This is a genomic window from Chryseobacterium paridis (genome assembly GCF_016595215.1).
Lineage (GTDB): Bacteria > Bacteroidota > Bacteroidia > Flavobacteriales > Weeksellaceae > Chryseobacterium > Chryseobacterium paridis.
Genome location: NZ_JAENHK010000007.1, coordinates 34,477 through 51,147 on the forward strand (window position 1 = coordinate 34,477; position 16,671 = coordinate 51,147).

Here is a 16,671-nt window from a genome sequence, read left to right on the forward strand (position 1 = left end):
CAAATTTAAATAAATCTATTCATATCTCAATGCTTCAATGGGGTCAAGTTTGGATGCTTTTAAAGCTGGATAATATCCGAAAAATACACCGGTTATAGCACAGACAACAAATGAAATAAGAATAGATGATTCTGTAATAAAGGTAGGCCACGACAGAAATGTAGTAACCAACTTGGAAGTCAATATACCTAGTATCACACCTATAATACCACCTGTTATACTGATAAGGATAGCTTCGATTAGAAATTGATATAAAATATCTTTGCCTCTTGCTCCGATGGACATTCGGAGACCGATTTCTTTTGTCCTTTCCGTAACAGAAACATACATGATATTCATAATTCCGATTCCTCCTACAATTAAAGAAATTCCTGCTATTGCTGATAATAATACGGTCAGAAGCTGGCTTGTCGAACTCATTGTGGAAATAAGCTCAGCTTGTGTCCGTACAGAAAAATCATCATTATTTCCATCTGCAGATAGTTTATGCTGTTTTCTTAAGATCTCAGAAACTTCATCAGTAGCTTTTTGAGAAGTGTTTTCATTCGTTGATGAAGCGTAAATGGTCTGTACATAAGTAATCCCCAGAAATCTTCTTTGAACGGTACCAAATGGAGCAATAATAACATCATCCTGATCCTGTCCAAAAGCATTAGATCCTTTTGAGGCTAAAACTCCGATTACTTTCATCGGGACTTTATTAAATCTGATAATACTGCCAATCGGATCTTCGCCATTAGGAAATAGGTTGGTAACAACAGTTTGGCCGAGCAGACAAACTTTATTAGAAGTAGTGACGTCTTTTGCTGTAAATAATGTACCATCTGAAACAGCCCAATCCCGAATACTGAAATAATCTGCATTCACTCCCTGTAATTGAGTAGGCCAGTTATTAGGACCGTTAATAGATTGTCCATTGGTCTGGACAGCAGGTGAAACATACGAAACATCAGGAGCATTCTTTGAGATAGCATCTACATCCTGTGGTTTTAGTGTTTGAAGTCCTGAGGCTCCAATTCTTGCTCCTCCGGAAACATTCACATTGCTTGATGGCCGGATGGTGATCATATTGGATCCCATTGAAGAAAGCTGATCGCTAATGCTTTTTTTTGAACCTTCACCTATTGCTGTCATTGCTATCACAGAGGCTACCCCTATAATGATCCCAAGCATTGTGAGGAATGCCCGGAGCTTATTTCTTAAAAGTGCCCGCCAGGCAATTCTAAAGAGATTAGAGGTGTTCATCTTTTTTATTTTTTATGTTCAGATTATTTGTAATCATCATTTATCGGAAGTTGTTCAAGTGCCTCTTTTGCGGATTTTATATTTTCGTTAGCAACATCCTTAATAACTTTTCCATCTCTTAAGGTAACTGTTCTGCTGCTGAAAGTAGCGATATCAGGTTCGTGGGTAACAAAAACAATAGTTCTTCCTTGTTGATATAAATCCTGCATGAGTGCCATGATTTCATAAGAAGTTCTGGTATCCAGATTTCCCGTTGCTTCATCTGCTAAAATCATCACTGGCTCATTGACTAGAGCCCTTGCAATGGCAACCCTTTGCTGTTGCCCACCTGACATTTGGTTGGGAAGATGGTCAATTCTGTTTTCCAGTTTTACAGCCGTAAGGGCTTTTAAAGCTCTTTCATGGCGTTCATCCGTAGATACTTTTGAATTATAGAGTAGTGGTAACTCTACATTTTCTTTAGCAGTTGTTCTTGGTAAAAGATTATAAGACTGAAATACAAAGCCAATTTTCTGATTTCTTAAAACGGCTAATTCATCCCGATCCAGATTTTTAATGTTAACACCATCCAAAATATAATCTCCGCTTGTAGGTTTGTCTAAACATCCCAGGATATTAAGCAATGTAGATTTTCCTGATCCACTGCTTCCCATAATCGTTACAAATTCGCCACGTTCTACAGAAAAAGTAACGCCCTTTAAGGCATGTACTATTTCATCCCCCATTTTAAAATCTCTTTTCAAATCGGTTATTTCCAGAATTTTTTCGGCCATGACTTTTTAGCTTTTAAATTTGAATTTATCTTGGTCCACCACCGCCACTGCTTCCGTTATTTTTATTTCCTCCTCTTGATCTTTGAGGTAAAAACGGGCTTTTCGCTGCATTTCCCGAAGACTTTTTAGATACGGCTTTATATCCTGTAATTACCTGATCATTATTGGTAAGCCCTGAAACAACCTGGATTTCGGTGTCATTGTCTAGTCCTGTTTTTATTTTTTTTCGGGTGATAATACTATCTTTGCCAATAACCCAAACGCCTGCTTCATTTTTATTAGTGTTGGGAAGTGCGTTTTTTTGTTTTCTTTTTCCGCTTTTTTTACCTTTTGTAAAAGGAGAATTAACTTTATAATTTTTTACAACCAAGCTGTCGGGCCAGAAACTGGTAGCTGCCACAGGAATTTTCATGACATTATTTAAGACATTGGTGTAAATAGTGATATTAGCTGTCATTCCGGGTTTTAGTTGTAAGCTGGAATTATCGGCATTGATGATGGTGGTGTAATTGACTACGTTCGAAGAAACAGTCGGATGGAGGCGTACATCAGAAACCTGTCCATTAAAGACTTCATCAGGAAAAGCATCCACAGTGAAGGTTGCTTTCTGTCCCACTTTCACATTTCCTATATCCGCTTCATCCACAGAGGCGCGGACCTGCATTTTGGTTAGGTCTTTTGCAATGCTAAACAGAGTAGGAGTACTGAAGCTCGATGCGACTGTTTGTCCTTCACTCACATTTCTGTTCAGAACAGTTCCGTCTATTGGTGAGTAAATATTGGTTAATGATAAATTTTTATTAGCTGCGGCAAGCTGAGCATTTACAGAATTGACCTGTGCTTTTGCTGCATTAAACTGGTTTAAAGAATTGTCATAATCGGCTTTACTGATTGCTCCTACTTCATAAAGTTGGGTTTGTCGGTGGAAGTTGGTGTTATTATAAGCCAGATTGCTTTTTGCGTTTTGCAAATTGGCATTGATCTGTAACATCTGATCATGAAGCAACTCGGGATCTAATGTAGCTAAAAGTTGCCCCTTTTTTACCTGTGAATTAAAATCAACGTAAAGGTTTTTGATGATCCCTGAAACCTGGGTTCCTACTGCAATGGTGTCTACAGGTTGGATAGTTCCCGTTGCAGTTATAGAATTTGAAATTTCACCCATTTCCGGTTTTACAGTTTCAAGGCGGATTTTCACCTGTTCTTCTTTGAGAAAAAAATACCAGATAACTCCAATGGCAACAATACCACTGATGATCCAAATAACCCATTTTTTATTTTTTGATTTCATAATTATTTGAGTGTTATAGGATTGCCTTCGTAGAATTCGTAGATCTGTTTATTAAGCACGGCTGAGTATTTTGCCTGCAGGTAATTTTGGATTGCCTGAATATAAACTAATCTTTGTTGTTGAAGCTGAACATAATCAATACTTCCTATTTTCATTTGAGCGTTGACTATATTGTAACTCTCCTTACTGATATTCATTTGTTGTAATGCAGAATCATATTGAGCAAGGGAATTTTGTAAGTTGATATAAGACTGTTCGATCTGCTGATTAAGTATGGTTCTGGTATTTTGTAAATCGAGGTCAGCCTGTTTGATAGCAATTTTTGACTTTTCAATTTCAGTTTTGTAAATTCTGTTGTTGTAGATGGGTATTCCCAGACTTAATCCAACAGGCAGATAAAAATTATTTCGAAGTTGATTAAAATAATTCCCATTTCCATTGGAATAATTTGTAGAGACACTTCCTACAAGATTTAAAGTAGGCTGTACAGAAGCCTTTGTCATCTTTAGATTAGTTGTTGAGTTTTGTAGATTGAGCTCACTGTATTTTATTTCAGGACGTTGATTTTGGGCTGAATTTTGAACATCCTGCAAAGGTTTTAGGTTGTCGTCAACCATTATACTGTCGGGTTTTACAATTTGGAAATCGTAGGAAGAAGGCAACTGAAGAAGTTGTTTTAAATTAACAATATTCGTTCTGAGATTATTTTGAACCGAAACTAAGTTGTATTGATCCTGAGCTACCTGAGCCTGAATCTGGAGATAATTTAATTTTGAAATATTTCCTGCTTTATAAAACTGATCCCCTTGTTTTAGTTGAGTCTGCGTTGTTTTCAAAACATTTTGAAAAGAAATAATATTTTCTTCAGTCATCAGGATATTTAAATAGGCCTGGGTAATGTTCAGAGTAATGTTATTTTCTGCTTCCTGTACAGATAAGTCAGCCATTTTTACCTGGAGATCTTTTGAGATTTCATTGTTTTTAATATAATTAGCATGATAAAGAGTCATGGAAGAATTGGCGCTGATATTTTGAGATGGGGCACCATTCAGCTGAAGTCCATTGGATCCATTTACGGCAAAAAGTCCTTGAGAAACAGAAGCACTCAGATTAGGATATTTAGCATCCTTTGCCTGTAATAGGTCTTGCTCTGCTGAAGTTTTTGAAAGGCGTAGAGAATTAATGGATATATTATTTTCTTTTGCATATTCGATGCAGTTTTCCAAGGTCCATTTGTCGGGATAGGCAGATGTTTGGGAAAAAATAACAAGTGTTTTGAAAAAGAATATCAAAAAGAAAAATTTGTGTTTCATGATATTATTTTTGAAAATTCATTAATACCAAAGAAAAAATCAATCCAATTTAACAAAAAAAAATATTGTTTAATAGTTTTTTAACATAAAGGTTGATTTTTTGCGTTTAATTTTTTAAAAATTAAAAATATATTAAAGGATTCTGAAATTAAGATTCGTTATTTAACACTTTATTCAAAATAAAGTCAAATATTAATTGTATCTTTGCAAAAATTTTAAAATATTTAATGAATTTATTTACGGAGTCCAATTTAAGTCCTGACATCCTTAAGGCAATTGGCGAAATGGGTTATGAAAGCCCGACAGAAATCCAAAAACAGACTATCCCTTTTATTCTTTCAGATATACGCGACTTGATCGCACTTGCGCAGACTGGGACAGGCAAAACTGCAGCGTTTTCGCTTCCGATTTTGGATATGATTGACGAAACGAGTCGCAAAATCCAGTTATTGGTGCTTTGTCCGACACGCGAATTATGTCTTCAGATTTCTAAGGACATAAAAAATTACTCTAAGTACATGCAGAATGTTAAAACTACAGCAGTATACGGAGGTAGCAGTATTATGGATCAGATACGTTCTTTAAAGGATAAACCACAGATCATCGTGGGAACTCCGGGAAGAGTTATCGATTTGATCAACAGAAAAGCTCTTGATTTTTCTGCAATTCATTGGTTGGTTTTAGACGAAGCTGATGAGATGCTTTCAATGGGTTTCAAAGATGAATTGGAAACAATTTTAAGCGAAACTCCTGAAACAAAACAAACTTTCTTATTCTCAGCAACGATGAATAAAGAAGTAGAGAGAATTTCTAAAAACTATCTTACAAAGCCACATCGTATTTCGGTGGGTTCTATTAACGAGGTTAAAAAGAACATTAAACACGAATATTATGTTGTAGGCTATCGTAACAAAAAAGAAGCTCTTAAGAGATTAATTGATGCGAACCCTAATCAGTATTCCATTATTTTCTGTAGAACAAGAATGGAAACTCAGGAGGTTGCAGACTTCTTAATGCAGAATGGTTATGCAGCTGATGCTCTTCATGGTGATCTTTCTCAAGCGCAGAGAGATACAGTAATGAAGAAGTTCAGATTGAAGAATATTGATATTTTGGTAGCAACTGACGTTGCAGCAAGAGGTTTAGATGTAAACTCTCTTACTCACGTAATCCATTATTCTTTACCGGATGATCCTGAAGTATTTGTTCACAGAAGTGGTAGAACAGGTAGAGCAGGAAAGGACGGTATTTCAATGGCGTTGATAAAGCCTGAAGAAAGCAGAAAGCTGAAGCAGATCAGATCAACAACTAAAATTGATATTGTTGAAAAAACAATTCCAACAGGAGAGGATATTATCAAAGCTCAGGTTGGTGGAGTTTTTGAAAAGCTATTAACGGAACACGAAGATATCTTTACATTTGATGATAGTTTAATTCCGGATCTAAGCAACTTTACTAAAGAAGAATTAGTTCACCAGTTATTGCAGTTCCAACTGAAAGATCTTGCATTGTACTACAAAGACAAGCATGATCTTATGGAGCAGAAATTAAGCAGTAGAGATGATGACTATTCAAGAAGAGATCGGGGTCGCGACAGAGATAGAGACAGAGGAAGAGATCGTGATAACAGAGGAGGAGATAGAGATAGAGGAAGAGATCGTGGTGGAAAACCTAGAAGAAAAAATGAAGATATGGTAAGATTCTTCTTCAATCTTGGTAAAAAAGACCAATTGAAGAAACTTGATGTCTTAGATATTATCAATAAAGCGACTGCTGGAAACAGTAAAAAAAGAGCTGAAATTGGAGATATTGAAATTCTTGAGAAATTTTCATTCTTTGAAATTGAGAAATCATTTAAAGGAGAGCTTTTGAACAATATTTCTTCAATGAAATTCAGAGGTAAAGATATGAGAGCTGAAGAGGCTAATTAAAACTCATTCTATATTATATAAACCGGCTTTAAAGCCGGTTTTTTTGTTTGATAATCAGCACTTAAACCAATGTTAACAAAACTTAACGTTATATACTTTTGGGTAAGGTGCTTTTTTAGGAAATTTGCAGACGAAATTATAAATACTTATAAAATGGGAATTGGAAATATTTTCCACGCTTTTCAGCCTAAAGATAAAATTTTCTTCGTACTTTTTGAAAAAGTAACTGAAAACCTGGTTGCAATGTCTGAGGAATTCAACAACGGAATCAAAGATTTTGATCTTAATGATGACTCTATGTTGAAGAAAATGAGCGACTACGAACATAAAAATGATGAGCTTACTCATGAAATTTTTATTGAACTTGGAAAAAACTTCATAACTCCTTTTGACCGTGAAGATATTCATACACTCGCTACAGGTTTAGATGATATCGCAGATTATATCTACGCTTCTACAAAATATATTTTCTTGTATAAATCGCCTTTAATGAAGGCTTATGCAGACTTTTCATTATTGATCCATAAAGCATGTCTTGAAATTCAGAATGCAATGAAAAATTTGAAAGGATTTAAGAATATGGATCAGGTGAAAGAAGCTTGTATCAAAGTAAATTCTATTGAGAATATTGCTGATGATTTACTTTCCAATTCAATGGTAGAGTTATTTGAAACGAATGATGCTATCAACATTATCAAAGTTTCATCTGTACTTAATTACCTTGAAATAGTAACTGACAAGGCAGAAGATGTTGCCAATACTATTGAAAATATCATGATCAAATACGCATAAACAATATAACATAAAAATGGAATTTCCGATTTTACTTACGGTTATTATTGCTTTAGCTCTAATTTTCGATTATATTAATGGTTTTCATGATGCAGCCAATTCAATTGCTACTATTGTTTCTACAAAAGTTTTAACGCCATTTCAGGCTGTACTTTGGGCAGCACTTTGGAATTTTGCGGCATTTTTCTTAGCAGCCTATGTGATAGGTGAATTTAGAATTGGAAATACCATTGCGAAAACAGTTAATGAAAACTTTATTACCCTTGAGGTAATATTTTCAGGTCTTGTGGCAGCTATTGCCTGGAACCTTTTAACATGGTGGTTTGGTATACCGTCATCTTCTTCTCACACGCTGATTGGAGGATTTTTAGGAGCTGCACTAATGCATGCTTTTATGTTGGATTATCATGATGTTGTAGCATCACAACCCAATCTGGGATCATTTGAAACATTAAAACAGGCATTTCATCAATTGACAACACAGAGTGTGGTGAAATTTGATAAAGTAATTCCTATTTTCCTGTTTATTTTTATGGCACCGGTTATAGGGATGGTGATCTCGATCATTATTACATTAATTATTGTTCATCTTTATAAAAAATCAAACCCATATAAAGCAGATAAATCTTTCAAAAGATTACAGCTTGTATCTTCCGCTTTATTCAGTGTAGGACATGGTTTGAATGATGCACAGAAAGTAATGGGGATTATTGGGGCGGCGTTGATCTATTATCACGTAGAGATGTTACATGACCCTGTATATCTTAATATACCTTCTGCAGGACGTTTTGACTATTTTGCTCAACACTATCTTTGGGTTCCGTTGGTTTCTTTCTTAGCGATCGGTTTAGGGACAATGAGTGGCGGTTGGAAAATCATCAAAACGATGGGAACAAAGATCACAAAAGTAACTCCATTAGAAGGGGTAAGTGCTGAAACGGCTGGAGCTATCACGCTTTTCATTACAGATCAATTAAGTATTCCTGTATCTACAACACACACGATTACAGGTTCTATTATCGGTGTTGGATTAACAAAAAGAGTTTCTGCAGTACGATGGGGAATTACAGTAAGCTTACTTTGGGCTTGGGTGTTAACCATTCCTATTTCAGCAATTGTTGCAGGGATTACTTATCTTTTAGTAAGTGTTCTATCCTAGGTAGAAATTTAAATAATAATACAAAACTTTGTCCAAATGGGCGAAGTTTTTTGTTTTATAAAGACTTGAAAAATTGTATTTTTGTTGGAAATTATAGGATTTTATGGAATTTTTAGACAAGTACCAACAGCTGGTTGCTGACGCCATTACTAAGTATACTTTTAAAGACAAACCTACGGAATTATACGACCCGATGAACTACATCATCTCTCATGGTGGGAAACGACTTCGTCCCATTATGGTGTTAATGGCTTGTGACTTGTTCGGGGGCGATCTTAAAGAAGCAATTAAGCCTGCTTTGGCGATTGAGTTTTTCCATAATTTTACCCTGATCCATGATGATATTATGGATGAAGCTCCATTAAGAAGAAATAAACCTACTATCCATACTTTGCATGGCTTAAATGTGGGGATTCTTTCCGGTGATGGATTATTACTGAAAGCATACAAATTTTTTGAAGATCTGGAACCTGAAATATTTAAGGCTTGTATCAGAATATTTACGCATACGGGACTTCTATTATGTGAAGGTCAACAATATGATATTAATTTCGAAACACAGGAGGATGTAACTTTTGATGATTATATCAGAATGATCACCTATAAAACAGGGGTTTTAAGTGCCTCTTCTTTTGAAATTGGTGCTCTAATAGCTAAAGCTAATTTTAAAGATGCTAAATCTATTTTCAATTTTGGGAAACATATTGGAATTGCTTTCCAGATCATGGATGATTACCTAGATGTTTTTGGAGACCAGGCTCAGTTTGGTAAAAAACATGCGGGAGATATTTATGAAAATAAAAAAACAGTTCTATATCTGATGGCCAGAGAGCATGCAACTGATGAAGAAAGAAAAGAATTGGACCATTGGTATGCTAAGAAAACGGATAATATTGATAAAGTATATGGAGTTGAGAAAATTTTCAGGAGAACTAAAGTTGATGAGAAAGCGTTGCGTCTCATTGAAAAACACAATGAAATAGGTCAGAGCTATCTTAAAAAAATAAATATTCCTGAGGAAAGGAAAAAACCATTTATCGAACTGGCTAATTATCTTTTAAGCAGAGAGAGTTAAATAGTTTGTAGGTGGCAGGTAGCAGGTAAAAGGTATGCCCAATTCAACCTTCGGCTACCTAAAACCTAATAGCTGCAACCTCATACCTATACAATGAAATTCAGAACTGAAGTAGACATCCAGGCGTCAGAAATAAAAATAGAAGTTGAAGATAAAATATTTTCAATAGGTTCTTGTTTTGCCTCAGAAATGTCAGATTTGTTTCAGCAGGGGCAACTTCAGACTGTAAATAATCCATTTGGAACTATTTTTAACCCATTCTCCATTGATAATGCGATACAAAGGCTCCATGACTCAGAGTTTTATATTGAAGAGGATTTAATCACCTTTAATGAAGAATATATTTCTCTCGATCACCATACGAGTTTTGATACAAGGTATGTTCATCAGACACTGGAGAAAATTAATACCAAATTAGAAGAAGGAAATCTTTTCCTGCAGGATACTAATTGGGTGATAATAACTTACGGAACTTCTTTTATATATGAATTTGAACCCAAGGAAAAATTAGTAGCTAACTGTCATAAGATTCCACAGAAGTTTTTTAAAAAAAGGCTGTTATGTCATCAGGAAATTACAGATTCAATTTATAAAACGATTTTAAATCTTAAAGACATTTGCAAAGAGAATGTTCAGATTTTGTTTACGGTTTCCCCGGTTCGTCATACCAAAGATGGTATGATTGAGAATCAGTTAAGCAAATCAAAATTAATCACAGCGATTCATGATGCCATTTCAATTTTTGAGAACTGCCATTATCTTCCAATTTATGAGATTCTAATGGATGATTTACGGGATTATCGTTTTTATAAAGAGGATATGATCCATCCAAGTTCTCAGGCTGTTCAATATATTTTTGACAAATTTGGAGCTGCATATTTTTCCGAAGAAACAAAGGATTTTATTAAAGAAAATTTTAAAATCAATAAAGCCCTTCAACATAAGACTGAGGATAAAAAAGATCCTAAATATCTTGATTTTAAAGAGAAACTAAAGCAAAAGATTGAAAATCAGCAAAAGAAGGTAAAGCATAAAATATTTTAGTTGGAGATGATAGACTTTACAAAAATAGATTATTTGAAAAGTGGCAATCAAAAACAACAAAGGGTCTATGAGGTTCTTACCCAATATCAGGTTTTTGAAAAACTGGAAAACTTTTCTCCGATTTTAGCAGGAACAATTCCTATTGAAATTGATATTGAAGGAAGTGACTTGGATATCATCTGTGAGGTAAATCTTAAATTTGAAGAAGATTTTTTAGATGAAATCATGTTCAGTCAGCTTATACCTTTTGAAGCTGATGTAAAGGTTGAACGAATAATTATCAGTGGTGAAAAGAGTATTGTCCTAAACTTTATGCTTGATGAGTTTCCTGTCGAAATTTTCGGACAAAATAAACCGACTGTAAAACAGAATGCCTACCGACACATGATTGCTGAATATAAAATATTACAGGAAAGAGGAGAGGAATTTAAACAACAAATAATAGAATTAAAAAAGAAAGGAATCAAGACAGAGCCTGCTTTCGGGATGTTACTGAACTTAGAAGATCCTTACGAAGATCTATTAAAATTTTAAAATAATGATTGACACACATACACATTTATATGCAGAAGAATTTGATGAAGACAGAAAAGAAGCAATTCAGAGAGCTTTAGATAAGGGCATTACTGAATTCTATCTTCCCGCTATCGATTCTGAATCACATGAAAGAATGCTTCAATTGGAAAATGAATATCCAGGGTATGTATTTTCAATGATGGGACTACATCCTTGCTATGTAAAACCTGAATCATGGGAAAAAGAATTGGGTATTGTGAAAAATTATCTTGATCAAAGAGCATTTCCTGCCATTGGGGAAATTGGTATAGATCTGTACTGGGATCAATCAACTTTAGATATTCAGGTTAAAGCTTTTGAACAACAAATCGATTGGGCCATTGAGAAGGATATGCCAATTGTAATTCATACACGTGAAAGTTTTGATGAAACATTTGAAGTATTAGAGCGAAAAAAGCATCCAAAACTTCGTGGAATATTTCATTGTTTTTCAGGTAATCTTGAACAGGCAAAAAAAGCCATTGAATTGAATTTCGTGTTAGGAATTGGTGGAGCAGTGACCTTTAAAAATGGAAAGATCGATCAGTTTTTACAAGAGATTCCTCTTGATAAAATTGTTTTGGAAACAGATTCTCCTTATCTGGCTCCGGTTCCTCACAGAGGAAAGAGAAATGAAAGCTCTTACCTTGATCTGGTGGTAGGAAAGCTGGTTAATATTTATAATAAAGATTTTGCTGAGATTGACAGGATTACGACTCAGAATGCAAAACACATGTTTAAAATATAATCTACAAAAAGAAAAGCCTTCTCATTGAGAAGGCTTTTTTATTATTATTTTTTTCTAAAAAACCCTTTATTTTTAGGCTTCTTAGTTCCAATATCACTTCTTTGAGCATTGGGCCTTGATGGTCTTCCGGAGCTCGCATTGGCATTCATTGGTTTATTATTAGAATCCCTCTTTTGTGCTACTAGATTATCTGTATGAAAAGGATGGTCTTTAACCACAGGGATTTTGAGACCAATCAATTTCTCAGTGTTTCTTAGATTTAACAGATCCAGACCGTCTACGAAAGATAGAGAAGTACCTTGAGCACCTGCTCTTCCGGTTCTTCCAATTCTGTGAACATATGTTTCAGAAACGTCAGATAGCTCGTAGTTGATAACGTATTTCAATTCATCTATATCAATTCCTCTTGCTGCGATATCTGTAGCAACCAAAACTCTCGTTTTTCCGGATTTGAAATTATTCAGAGCGTTTTGACGCGCATTCTGAGATTTATTTCCATGGATAGCTTCTGCTAAGATACCATTTTTATGAAGGGTTCTTGCAATTTTATCCGCTCCATGCTTTGTTCTTGAGAAAACCAAAACGGATTCAGAGATATGATCCTTTAAAATATGGGTAAGTAATCCTAACTTATCTTCTTTCTGAACAAAGTAAACCGATTGTTTAATAGTCTCTGCCGTTGAAGAAACAGGAGTTACTTCTACTTGTACAGGATTGTTAAGAATAGAACTTGCCAGTTTCTGTATTTCAGGTGGCATTGTTGCAGAGAAAAATAAGGTTTGTCTCCTTTGAGGTAAAAGCTTAATAATTCGTTTTACATCATGTACAAATCCCATATCCAGCATCCTGTCAGCTTCATCCAGAACAAAGATCTCAAGATTTTTAAGACTGATGATTCCCTGAGCGATAAAATCCAGTAATCTTCCTGGTGTTGCAACCAGAATATCTACTCCTTTTCTTAGGGCAGCTTCCTGAGAGCCTTGTTTTACACCTCCGAAAATCACTAATTTCCTTAAAGGAAGATTTCTTCCGTATGCATTGAAACTTTCTTCAATCTGAATAGCTAATTCTCTTGTAGGAGTAAGAATTAAAGCTTTGATCTGATTGGTCTTTGGACGTTCTGATAAATTTTGAAGAATAGGAATAGCAAATGCTGCTGTTTTACCTGTTCCCGTTTGTGCTGTTCCTAATAGATCTTTTTTTTCTAAAATAGAAGGAATAGCTTTTTGTTGTATTGGAGTAGGTTTTTCATAACCTTCCTTTTGAAGCGCATCTAAAATGGGCTTGATAATTTTTAAGTCTGTAAATAACAAAATATATTGTGTATTAAAAATAATGCGGTCGAAGTAGTATACTTCATCATTTTTAGCGAATCTGCTAAAATTGATTAACAGAATTTTTAAGTAAAATTAATTACCGAAAGGGCTGAGAATGCCGCGAAATATGATGCAAAGGTAGGGAAAATAATTGAAGAACATCATTTTACCTTTATATCCTTTGCAGATAATGGGTGATTTATCTAAATCTATAGCCAACACCCGCTTGTAAAAATCCAGCTTTTATAGGAATCCCGTTACCTTCGGTCATATTGATAAAATTAAAATTATATCGGGCGTCCATAAAGAACTTTTCATTGAATTTAAATTCTGCGCCTAGAAAAGGGTATAGGTTCAATGTTTTTAAGCCTTCAAAATCGTGAGTATTCTCCTCCATGAATGTTGTTTTTACTTTTGAAGATAAGTTGAATGCGAAATTCATCCCAACGGAAGCCGAAAGCTTTGGAATGAAACTATATTTTATCGAAATAGGAATTTGAAGCTGCGAAAATTGATAGTTATAATACGTAGTTCCCATATTAACGACCTCGTTTCCAACAAGCTGAACGAGCTCGGTGCCCATTTTTCCTCCAATCTGCGTGTAAAGTAATTCTCCTTGTAAGGCAACTTTAGGAGATAGAGGATATTCTACAAGTCCTCCAGCATAGAAGAAGGATTTTGAATCAAGCTTTTCATTAGCAAATTTTACAGTTGAAAGATTATATCCGGCCTTTACGCCAAAGTTGATCTGTGCTTTTACAACAGTTGAAGCACCAATAAATAATAAAATGAAAAGAAAGCTCTTTTTCATGAGAATTTAAGTTTAGGTTATTGTTTTTTTATAAAGTGTATAATGATATAAGAATAGAGTATACCGGAGTATACTCTATCGTTTTTATATTGCATCGTAAAATTACTTATCCATGAAGTTTCTTCCAGATCGCATCCTTCAACTCCATAAGTCCTTCTCCTGTAACTCCGGAGAAGAATAGAGGTTGCCTGTTTTCAGGGAATTCAGCAGCAATTTCTTTTTTCAGCTCATCGTCGAGAAGGTCTGATTTAGAAACAGAAATAATGAAGTCTTTATCTAGTAATTCCGGATTATATTCTTTCAATTCATTTTCCAGAATCTTAAATTCCTGAAAATGATCTTCAGAGTCTGCCGGAATAAGGAATAATAATATTGAATTTCTTTCGATATGTCTTAAGAATCTGTGTCCAAGACCTTTTCCTTCTGCAGCACCTTCAATGATTCCCGGAATATCGGCCATTACAAAAGATTTGTAATTTCTGTAATCTACGATTCCCAGGTTAGGTGTTAAGGTAGTGAAGGCGTAATTGGCAATTTTTGGTTTAGCGGCGGAAACAGATGATAAAAGCGTAGATTTTCCTGCATTAGGGAAACCTACCAAACCTACATCAGCTAAGATTTTAAGTTCGAAAACTACAAAACCTTCCTGTCCATCCATTCCTGGCTGTGCATAACGTGGAGTCTGATTGGTTGAAGATTTGAAATGTTCATTTCCAAGACCTCCTTTTCCTCCTTCCATCAGGATAATTTCCTGGCCATCTTCCATGATTTCTCCAATGATCTCGCCATCTTCATTTTTGGCAATGGTTCCAATAGGAACTTCCAGATAAACATCGGCTCCATAAGCTCCTGTTAACTGGTTTTTTCCTCCGTTTTCACCACGCTCTGCTTTTACATGACGGGTATAACGAAGAGGAAGTAAAGTCCATTCATTGGAGTTTCCTTTCATAATAACGTGACCGCCTCGACCTCCGTCTCCACCATCAGGTCCACCCTTAGGAATATATTTTTCACGACGAAGATGGGCAGAACCTGCTCCACCATGGCCGCTTTTACAATGAATCTTTACGTAATCTACAAAATTAGACATATAGTATTTGTTACGAGTTATGAGTTATGAATTATGAGTTATGAATTGTAAAAAAACTTATAACCCATTACTCATAACTTTTAACTATTTTATTTTTTCTACTTCAGCAAATAGTTTTTCAGAAATTTCGTTGATTTCACCAACTCCATTTACTTCTACATATTTACCTTGCTGTTTGTATAGTTCAGCCACTTCAGCTGTTTTTGTGTAGTATTCTTTAATTCTATTTTGGATGATTTCTTCATTGCTGTCATCAGATCTGCCACTGGTTTCTCCTCTTTTCAACAGTCTTTCAACCAAAATTTTATCCTCTACGATTAATGAAAGACAAACATCAATCTCATCATTCAGTTCCTCTTTAACGATTTTTTCTAAAGCTTCTGTTTGTACAGCAGTTCTCGGGTACCCATCGAAAATAAATCCTGCCGCATCAGTTGGCTTTCTTAATTCGTCTATCAGCATATCGATTGTTACCTGATCCGGAACCAATTCTCCCTTATCAATATAAGATTTAGCTAATTTCCCCAATTCAGTATCATTCTTCATATTGAATCTGAAAAGATCTCCTGTTGAGATTTGTTTTAGGTTAAATCTTTCGATTAGATTTTGAGCTTGTGTTCCTTTTCCACTTCCTGGAGGCCCGAACAGAACAATGTTTATCATAATGTAGCTTCGCTTCTGGCAATTGCCAATTGGCTTCTTGCTTTTAGCTTTGTTTAGTTAATATTTTACTTTATTTCGATTTAATATTTAAGCTAAAAGCCAGTAGCTCATAGCTATCGGCAATCTAATGATTGATTTTTCCTTCTTCTAATTGATACAAATCTGAAAGATTTCTTCCCAATTCATCGTAATCTAAACCATAACCAAGAACAAACTTGTTTGGAATTTCCTTTCCAATATAATCCAGCTTAAAATCTTTTTTATAAACCTCAGGTTTTAATAAGAAAGAAGCCAGTTTTACAGACTTTGGACGTTGTGTTTCTTTGAAATATTTGAAAAGACTTTCAACTGTATTTCCTGTATCCACGATGTCTTCAACAAGAATAATATGGCGGTCTTTAACGTCTTTTGTCAGTTCCATTTTCTGATAAACGATCCCTGTAGATTCTGTTCCTGCGTAAGAACTCATTTGAATAAAAGCAATCTCACAGTTTCCCGGATAATGCTTTAAAAGATCAGAGAAGAACATGATAACTCCGTTCAAAACCCCTATGAAGACAGGAACTTCATCTTTGTAATCTTCATAAATTTTAAGCGCTGTTGCTTTTACTATTTCCTGAATTTCGGCGTCCTTTAGATAAGGAACAAAAGTTTTGTCGTGAACTTTAATGCTTTCCATAAAAATTTTTAGTAGTTGGCAAAGTTACGTATTTTTGATTTTTGATTAAAATGTTTTTCTGTTTAATCCACTATTTGCATTATATTTGCATTCACAAAACCTAGAAATACGCTCATGTAGGATATAATTTCTTTCAGATTTAATTTACAATAACCGTTCGGCTTATTGATGTTTAACTTTAATTAG

Annotated in this window: 16 protein-coding genes; 7 read left to right on the plus strand and 9 right to left on the minus strand. The window is 34.8% G+C overall.

The genetic code is table 11. The features are described from left to right. Positions 1–15 precede the first annotated feature (15 nt). Genes JHL15_RS07080 through JHL15_RS07095 form a run of 4 tightly spaced genes read right to left on the minus strand, consistent with a single transcriptional unit; the run spans position 16 to position 4,622 of the window. Complete coding sequence (locus tag JHL15_RS07080; RefSeq protein ID WP_200244553.1) at positions 16–1,245, minus strand: ABC transporter permease; 1,230 nt, start codon at positions 1,243–1,245, stop codon at positions 16–18. A 23-nt stretch (positions 1,246–1,268) separates the two neighbouring features. Further along, a complete protein-coding gene (locus tag JHL15_RS07085; protein ID WP_200244555.1) occupies positions 1,269–2,018 on the minus strand; it encodes an ABC transporter ATP-binding protein in 750 nt (249 codons plus the stop codon). Positions 2,019–2,043: 25 nt separating this feature from the next. Continuing rightward, the gene (locus tag JHL15_RS07090) at positions 2,044–3,309 is read right to left on the minus strand and encodes an efflux RND transporter periplasmic adaptor subunit (RefSeq protein ID WP_200244557.1); all 1,266 of its coding nucleotides are present in this window, start codon (positions 3,307–3,309) and stop codon (positions 2,044–2,046) included. Between the two features lie 2 nt (positions 3,310–3,311). Beyond that, on the minus strand, positions 3,312–4,622 hold the full coding sequence (locus tag JHL15_RS07095) for a TolC family protein (protein WP_200244558.1): 1,311 nt from the start codon (positions 4,620–4,622) through the stop codon (positions 3,312–3,314). Positions 4,623–4,849: 227 nt separating this feature from the next. Here JHL15_RS07095 and JHL15_RS07100 point away from each other — a divergent pair, with 227 nt between their 5' ends. The 7 genes from JHL15_RS07100 (at position 4,850) to JHL15_RS07130 (ending at position 11,926) form a co-directional block, all read left to right on the plus strand. Then, entirely contained in the window at positions 4,850–6,553 is a 1,704-nt protein-coding gene (locus JHL15_RS07100) for a DEAD/DEAH box helicase (RefSeq protein WP_200244559.1), read from the plus strand. A 153-nt stretch (positions 6,554–6,706) separates the two neighbouring features. Then, positions 6,707–7,345: a DUF47 domain-containing protein gene (locus JHL15_RS07105; protein WP_089029303.1), complete on the plus strand. Its 639-nt coding sequence runs from the start codon at positions 6,707–6,709 to the stop codon at positions 7,343–7,345. A 16-nt stretch (positions 7,346–7,361) separates the two neighbouring features. Then, the gene (locus JHL15_RS07110; RefSeq protein WP_200244561.1) at positions 7,362–8,504 is read left to right on the plus strand and encodes an inorganic phosphate transporter; all 1,143 of its coding nucleotides are present in this window, start codon (positions 7,362–7,364) and stop codon (positions 8,502–8,504) included. 103 nt (positions 8,505–8,607) lie between these two features. Next, a complete protein-coding gene (locus tag JHL15_RS07115) occupies positions 8,608–9,579 on the plus strand; it encodes a polyprenyl synthetase family protein (RefSeq protein WP_200244562.1) in 972 nt (323 codons plus the stop codon). Between the two features lie 93 nt (positions 9,580–9,672). Beyond that, a complete protein-coding gene (locus JHL15_RS07120) occupies positions 9,673–10,623 on the plus strand; it encodes a GSCFA domain-containing protein (protein WP_200244563.1) in 951 nt (316 codons plus the stop codon). A 6-nt stretch (positions 10,624–10,629) separates the two neighbouring features. Beyond that, positions 10,630–11,157 carry a DUF4269 domain-containing protein gene (locus JHL15_RS07125; protein WP_200244564.1) on the plus strand — a complete coding sequence of 176 codons (528 nt, stop codon included), beginning with the start codon at positions 10,630–10,632 and terminating at the stop codon, positions 11,155–11,157. A 4-nt stretch (positions 11,158–11,161) separates the two neighbouring features. Beyond that, positions 11,162–11,926 (plus strand): TatD family hydrolase, encoded by a 765-nt coding sequence (locus JHL15_RS07130; protein ID WP_200244566.1) that lies wholly within the window; start codon positions 11,162–11,164, stop codon positions 11,924–11,926. A gap of 44 nt (positions 11,927–11,970) precedes the next feature. Here the strand turns inward: JHL15_RS07130 and JHL15_RS07135 are convergent, their stop codons facing one another. From JHL15_RS07135 to JHL15_RS07155, 5 genes are all read right to left on the minus strand, one after another. Next, positions 11,971–13,239 (minus strand): DEAD/DEAH box helicase, encoded by a 1,269-nt coding sequence (locus JHL15_RS07135; protein ID WP_200244568.1) that lies wholly within the window; start codon positions 13,237–13,239, stop codon positions 11,971–11,973. A gap of 202 nt (positions 13,240–13,441) precedes the next feature. After that, positions 13,442–14,053 carry a porin family protein gene (locus tag JHL15_RS07140; RefSeq protein WP_200244570.1) on the minus strand — a complete coding sequence of 204 codons (612 nt, stop codon included), beginning with the start codon at positions 14,051–14,053 and terminating at the stop codon, positions 13,442–13,444. A 106-nt stretch (positions 14,054–14,159) separates the two neighbouring features. Continuing rightward, positions 14,160–15,143, minus strand: a complete 984-nt coding sequence (gene obgE / locus JHL15_RS07145; RefSeq protein WP_200244571.1) for a GTPase ObgE — start codon at positions 15,141–15,143, stop codon at positions 14,160–14,162. 84 nt (positions 15,144–15,227) lie between these two features. Continuing rightward, a complete protein-coding gene (locus JHL15_RS07150; protein ID WP_200244572.1) occupies positions 15,228–15,806 on the minus strand; it encodes an adenylate kinase in 579 nt (192 codons plus the stop codon). A 124-nt stretch (positions 15,807–15,930) separates the two neighbouring features. After that, positions 15,931–16,485, minus strand: coding sequence for a phosphoribosyltransferase (locus JHL15_RS07155; RefSeq protein WP_089029315.1), 555 nt, complete (start codon positions 16,483–16,485; stop codon positions 15,931–15,933). Between the last annotated feature and the right edge of the window lie 186 nt (positions 16,486–16,671).

Excerpts from the sequence above, each read along its gene's own strand:
- JHL15_RS07080 (WP_200244553.1), bottom strand. The coding sequence starts at position 1,245 with ATGAACACCTCTAATCTCTTTAGAATTGCCTGGCGGGCACTTTTAAGA.
- JHL15_RS07085 (WP_200244555.1), bottom strand. The coding sequence starts at position 2,018 with ATGGCCGAAAAAATTCTGGAAATAACCGATTTGAAAAGAGATTTTAAA.
- JHL15_RS07090 (WP_200244557.1), bottom strand. The coding sequence starts at position 3,309 with ATGAAATCAAAAAATAAAAAATGGGTTATTTGGATCATCAGTGGTATT.
- JHL15_RS07095 (WP_200244558.1), bottom strand. The coding sequence starts at position 4,622 with ATGAAACACAAATTTTTCTTTTTGATATTCTTTTTCAAAACACTTGTT.
- JHL15_RS07100 (WP_200244559.1), top strand. The coding sequence starts at position 4,850 with ATGAATTTATTTACGGAGTCCAATTTAAGTCCTGACATCCTTAAGGCA.
- JHL15_RS07105 (WP_089029303.1), top strand. The coding sequence starts at position 6,707 with ATGGGAATTGGAAATATTTTCCACGCTTTTCAGCCTAAAGATAAAATT.
- JHL15_RS07110 (WP_200244561.1), top strand. The coding sequence starts at position 7,362 with ATGGAATTTCCGATTTTACTTACGGTTATTATTGCTTTAGCTCTAATT.
- JHL15_RS07115 (WP_200244562.1), top strand. The coding sequence starts at position 8,608 with ATGGAATTTTTAGACAAGTACCAACAGCTGGTTGCTGACGCCATTACT.
- JHL15_RS07120 (WP_200244563.1), top strand. The coding sequence starts at position 9,673 with ATGAAATTCAGAACTGAAGTAGACATCCAGGCGTCAGAAATAAAAATA.
- JHL15_RS07125 (WP_200244564.1), top strand. The coding sequence starts at position 10,630 with ATGATAGACTTTACAAAAATAGATTATTTGAAAAGTGGCAATCAAAAA.
- JHL15_RS07130 (WP_200244566.1), top strand. The coding sequence starts at position 11,162 with ATGATTGACACACATACACATTTATATGCAGAAGAATTTGATGAAGAC.
- JHL15_RS07140 (WP_200244570.1), bottom strand. The coding sequence starts at position 14,053 with ATGAAAAAGAGCTTTCTTTTCATTTTATTATTTATTGGTGCTTCAACT.
- obgE (WP_200244571.1), bottom strand. The coding sequence starts at position 15,143 with ATGTCTAATTTTGTAGATTACGTAAAGATTCATTGTAAAAGCGGCCAT.
- JHL15_RS07150 (WP_200244572.1), bottom strand. The coding sequence starts at position 15,806 with ATGATAAACATTGTTCTGTTCGGGCCTCCAGGAAGTGGAAAAGGAACA.
- JHL15_RS07155 (WP_089029315.1), bottom strand. The coding sequence starts at position 16,485 with ATGGAAAGCATTAAAGTTCACGACAAAACTTTTGTTCCTTATCTAAAG.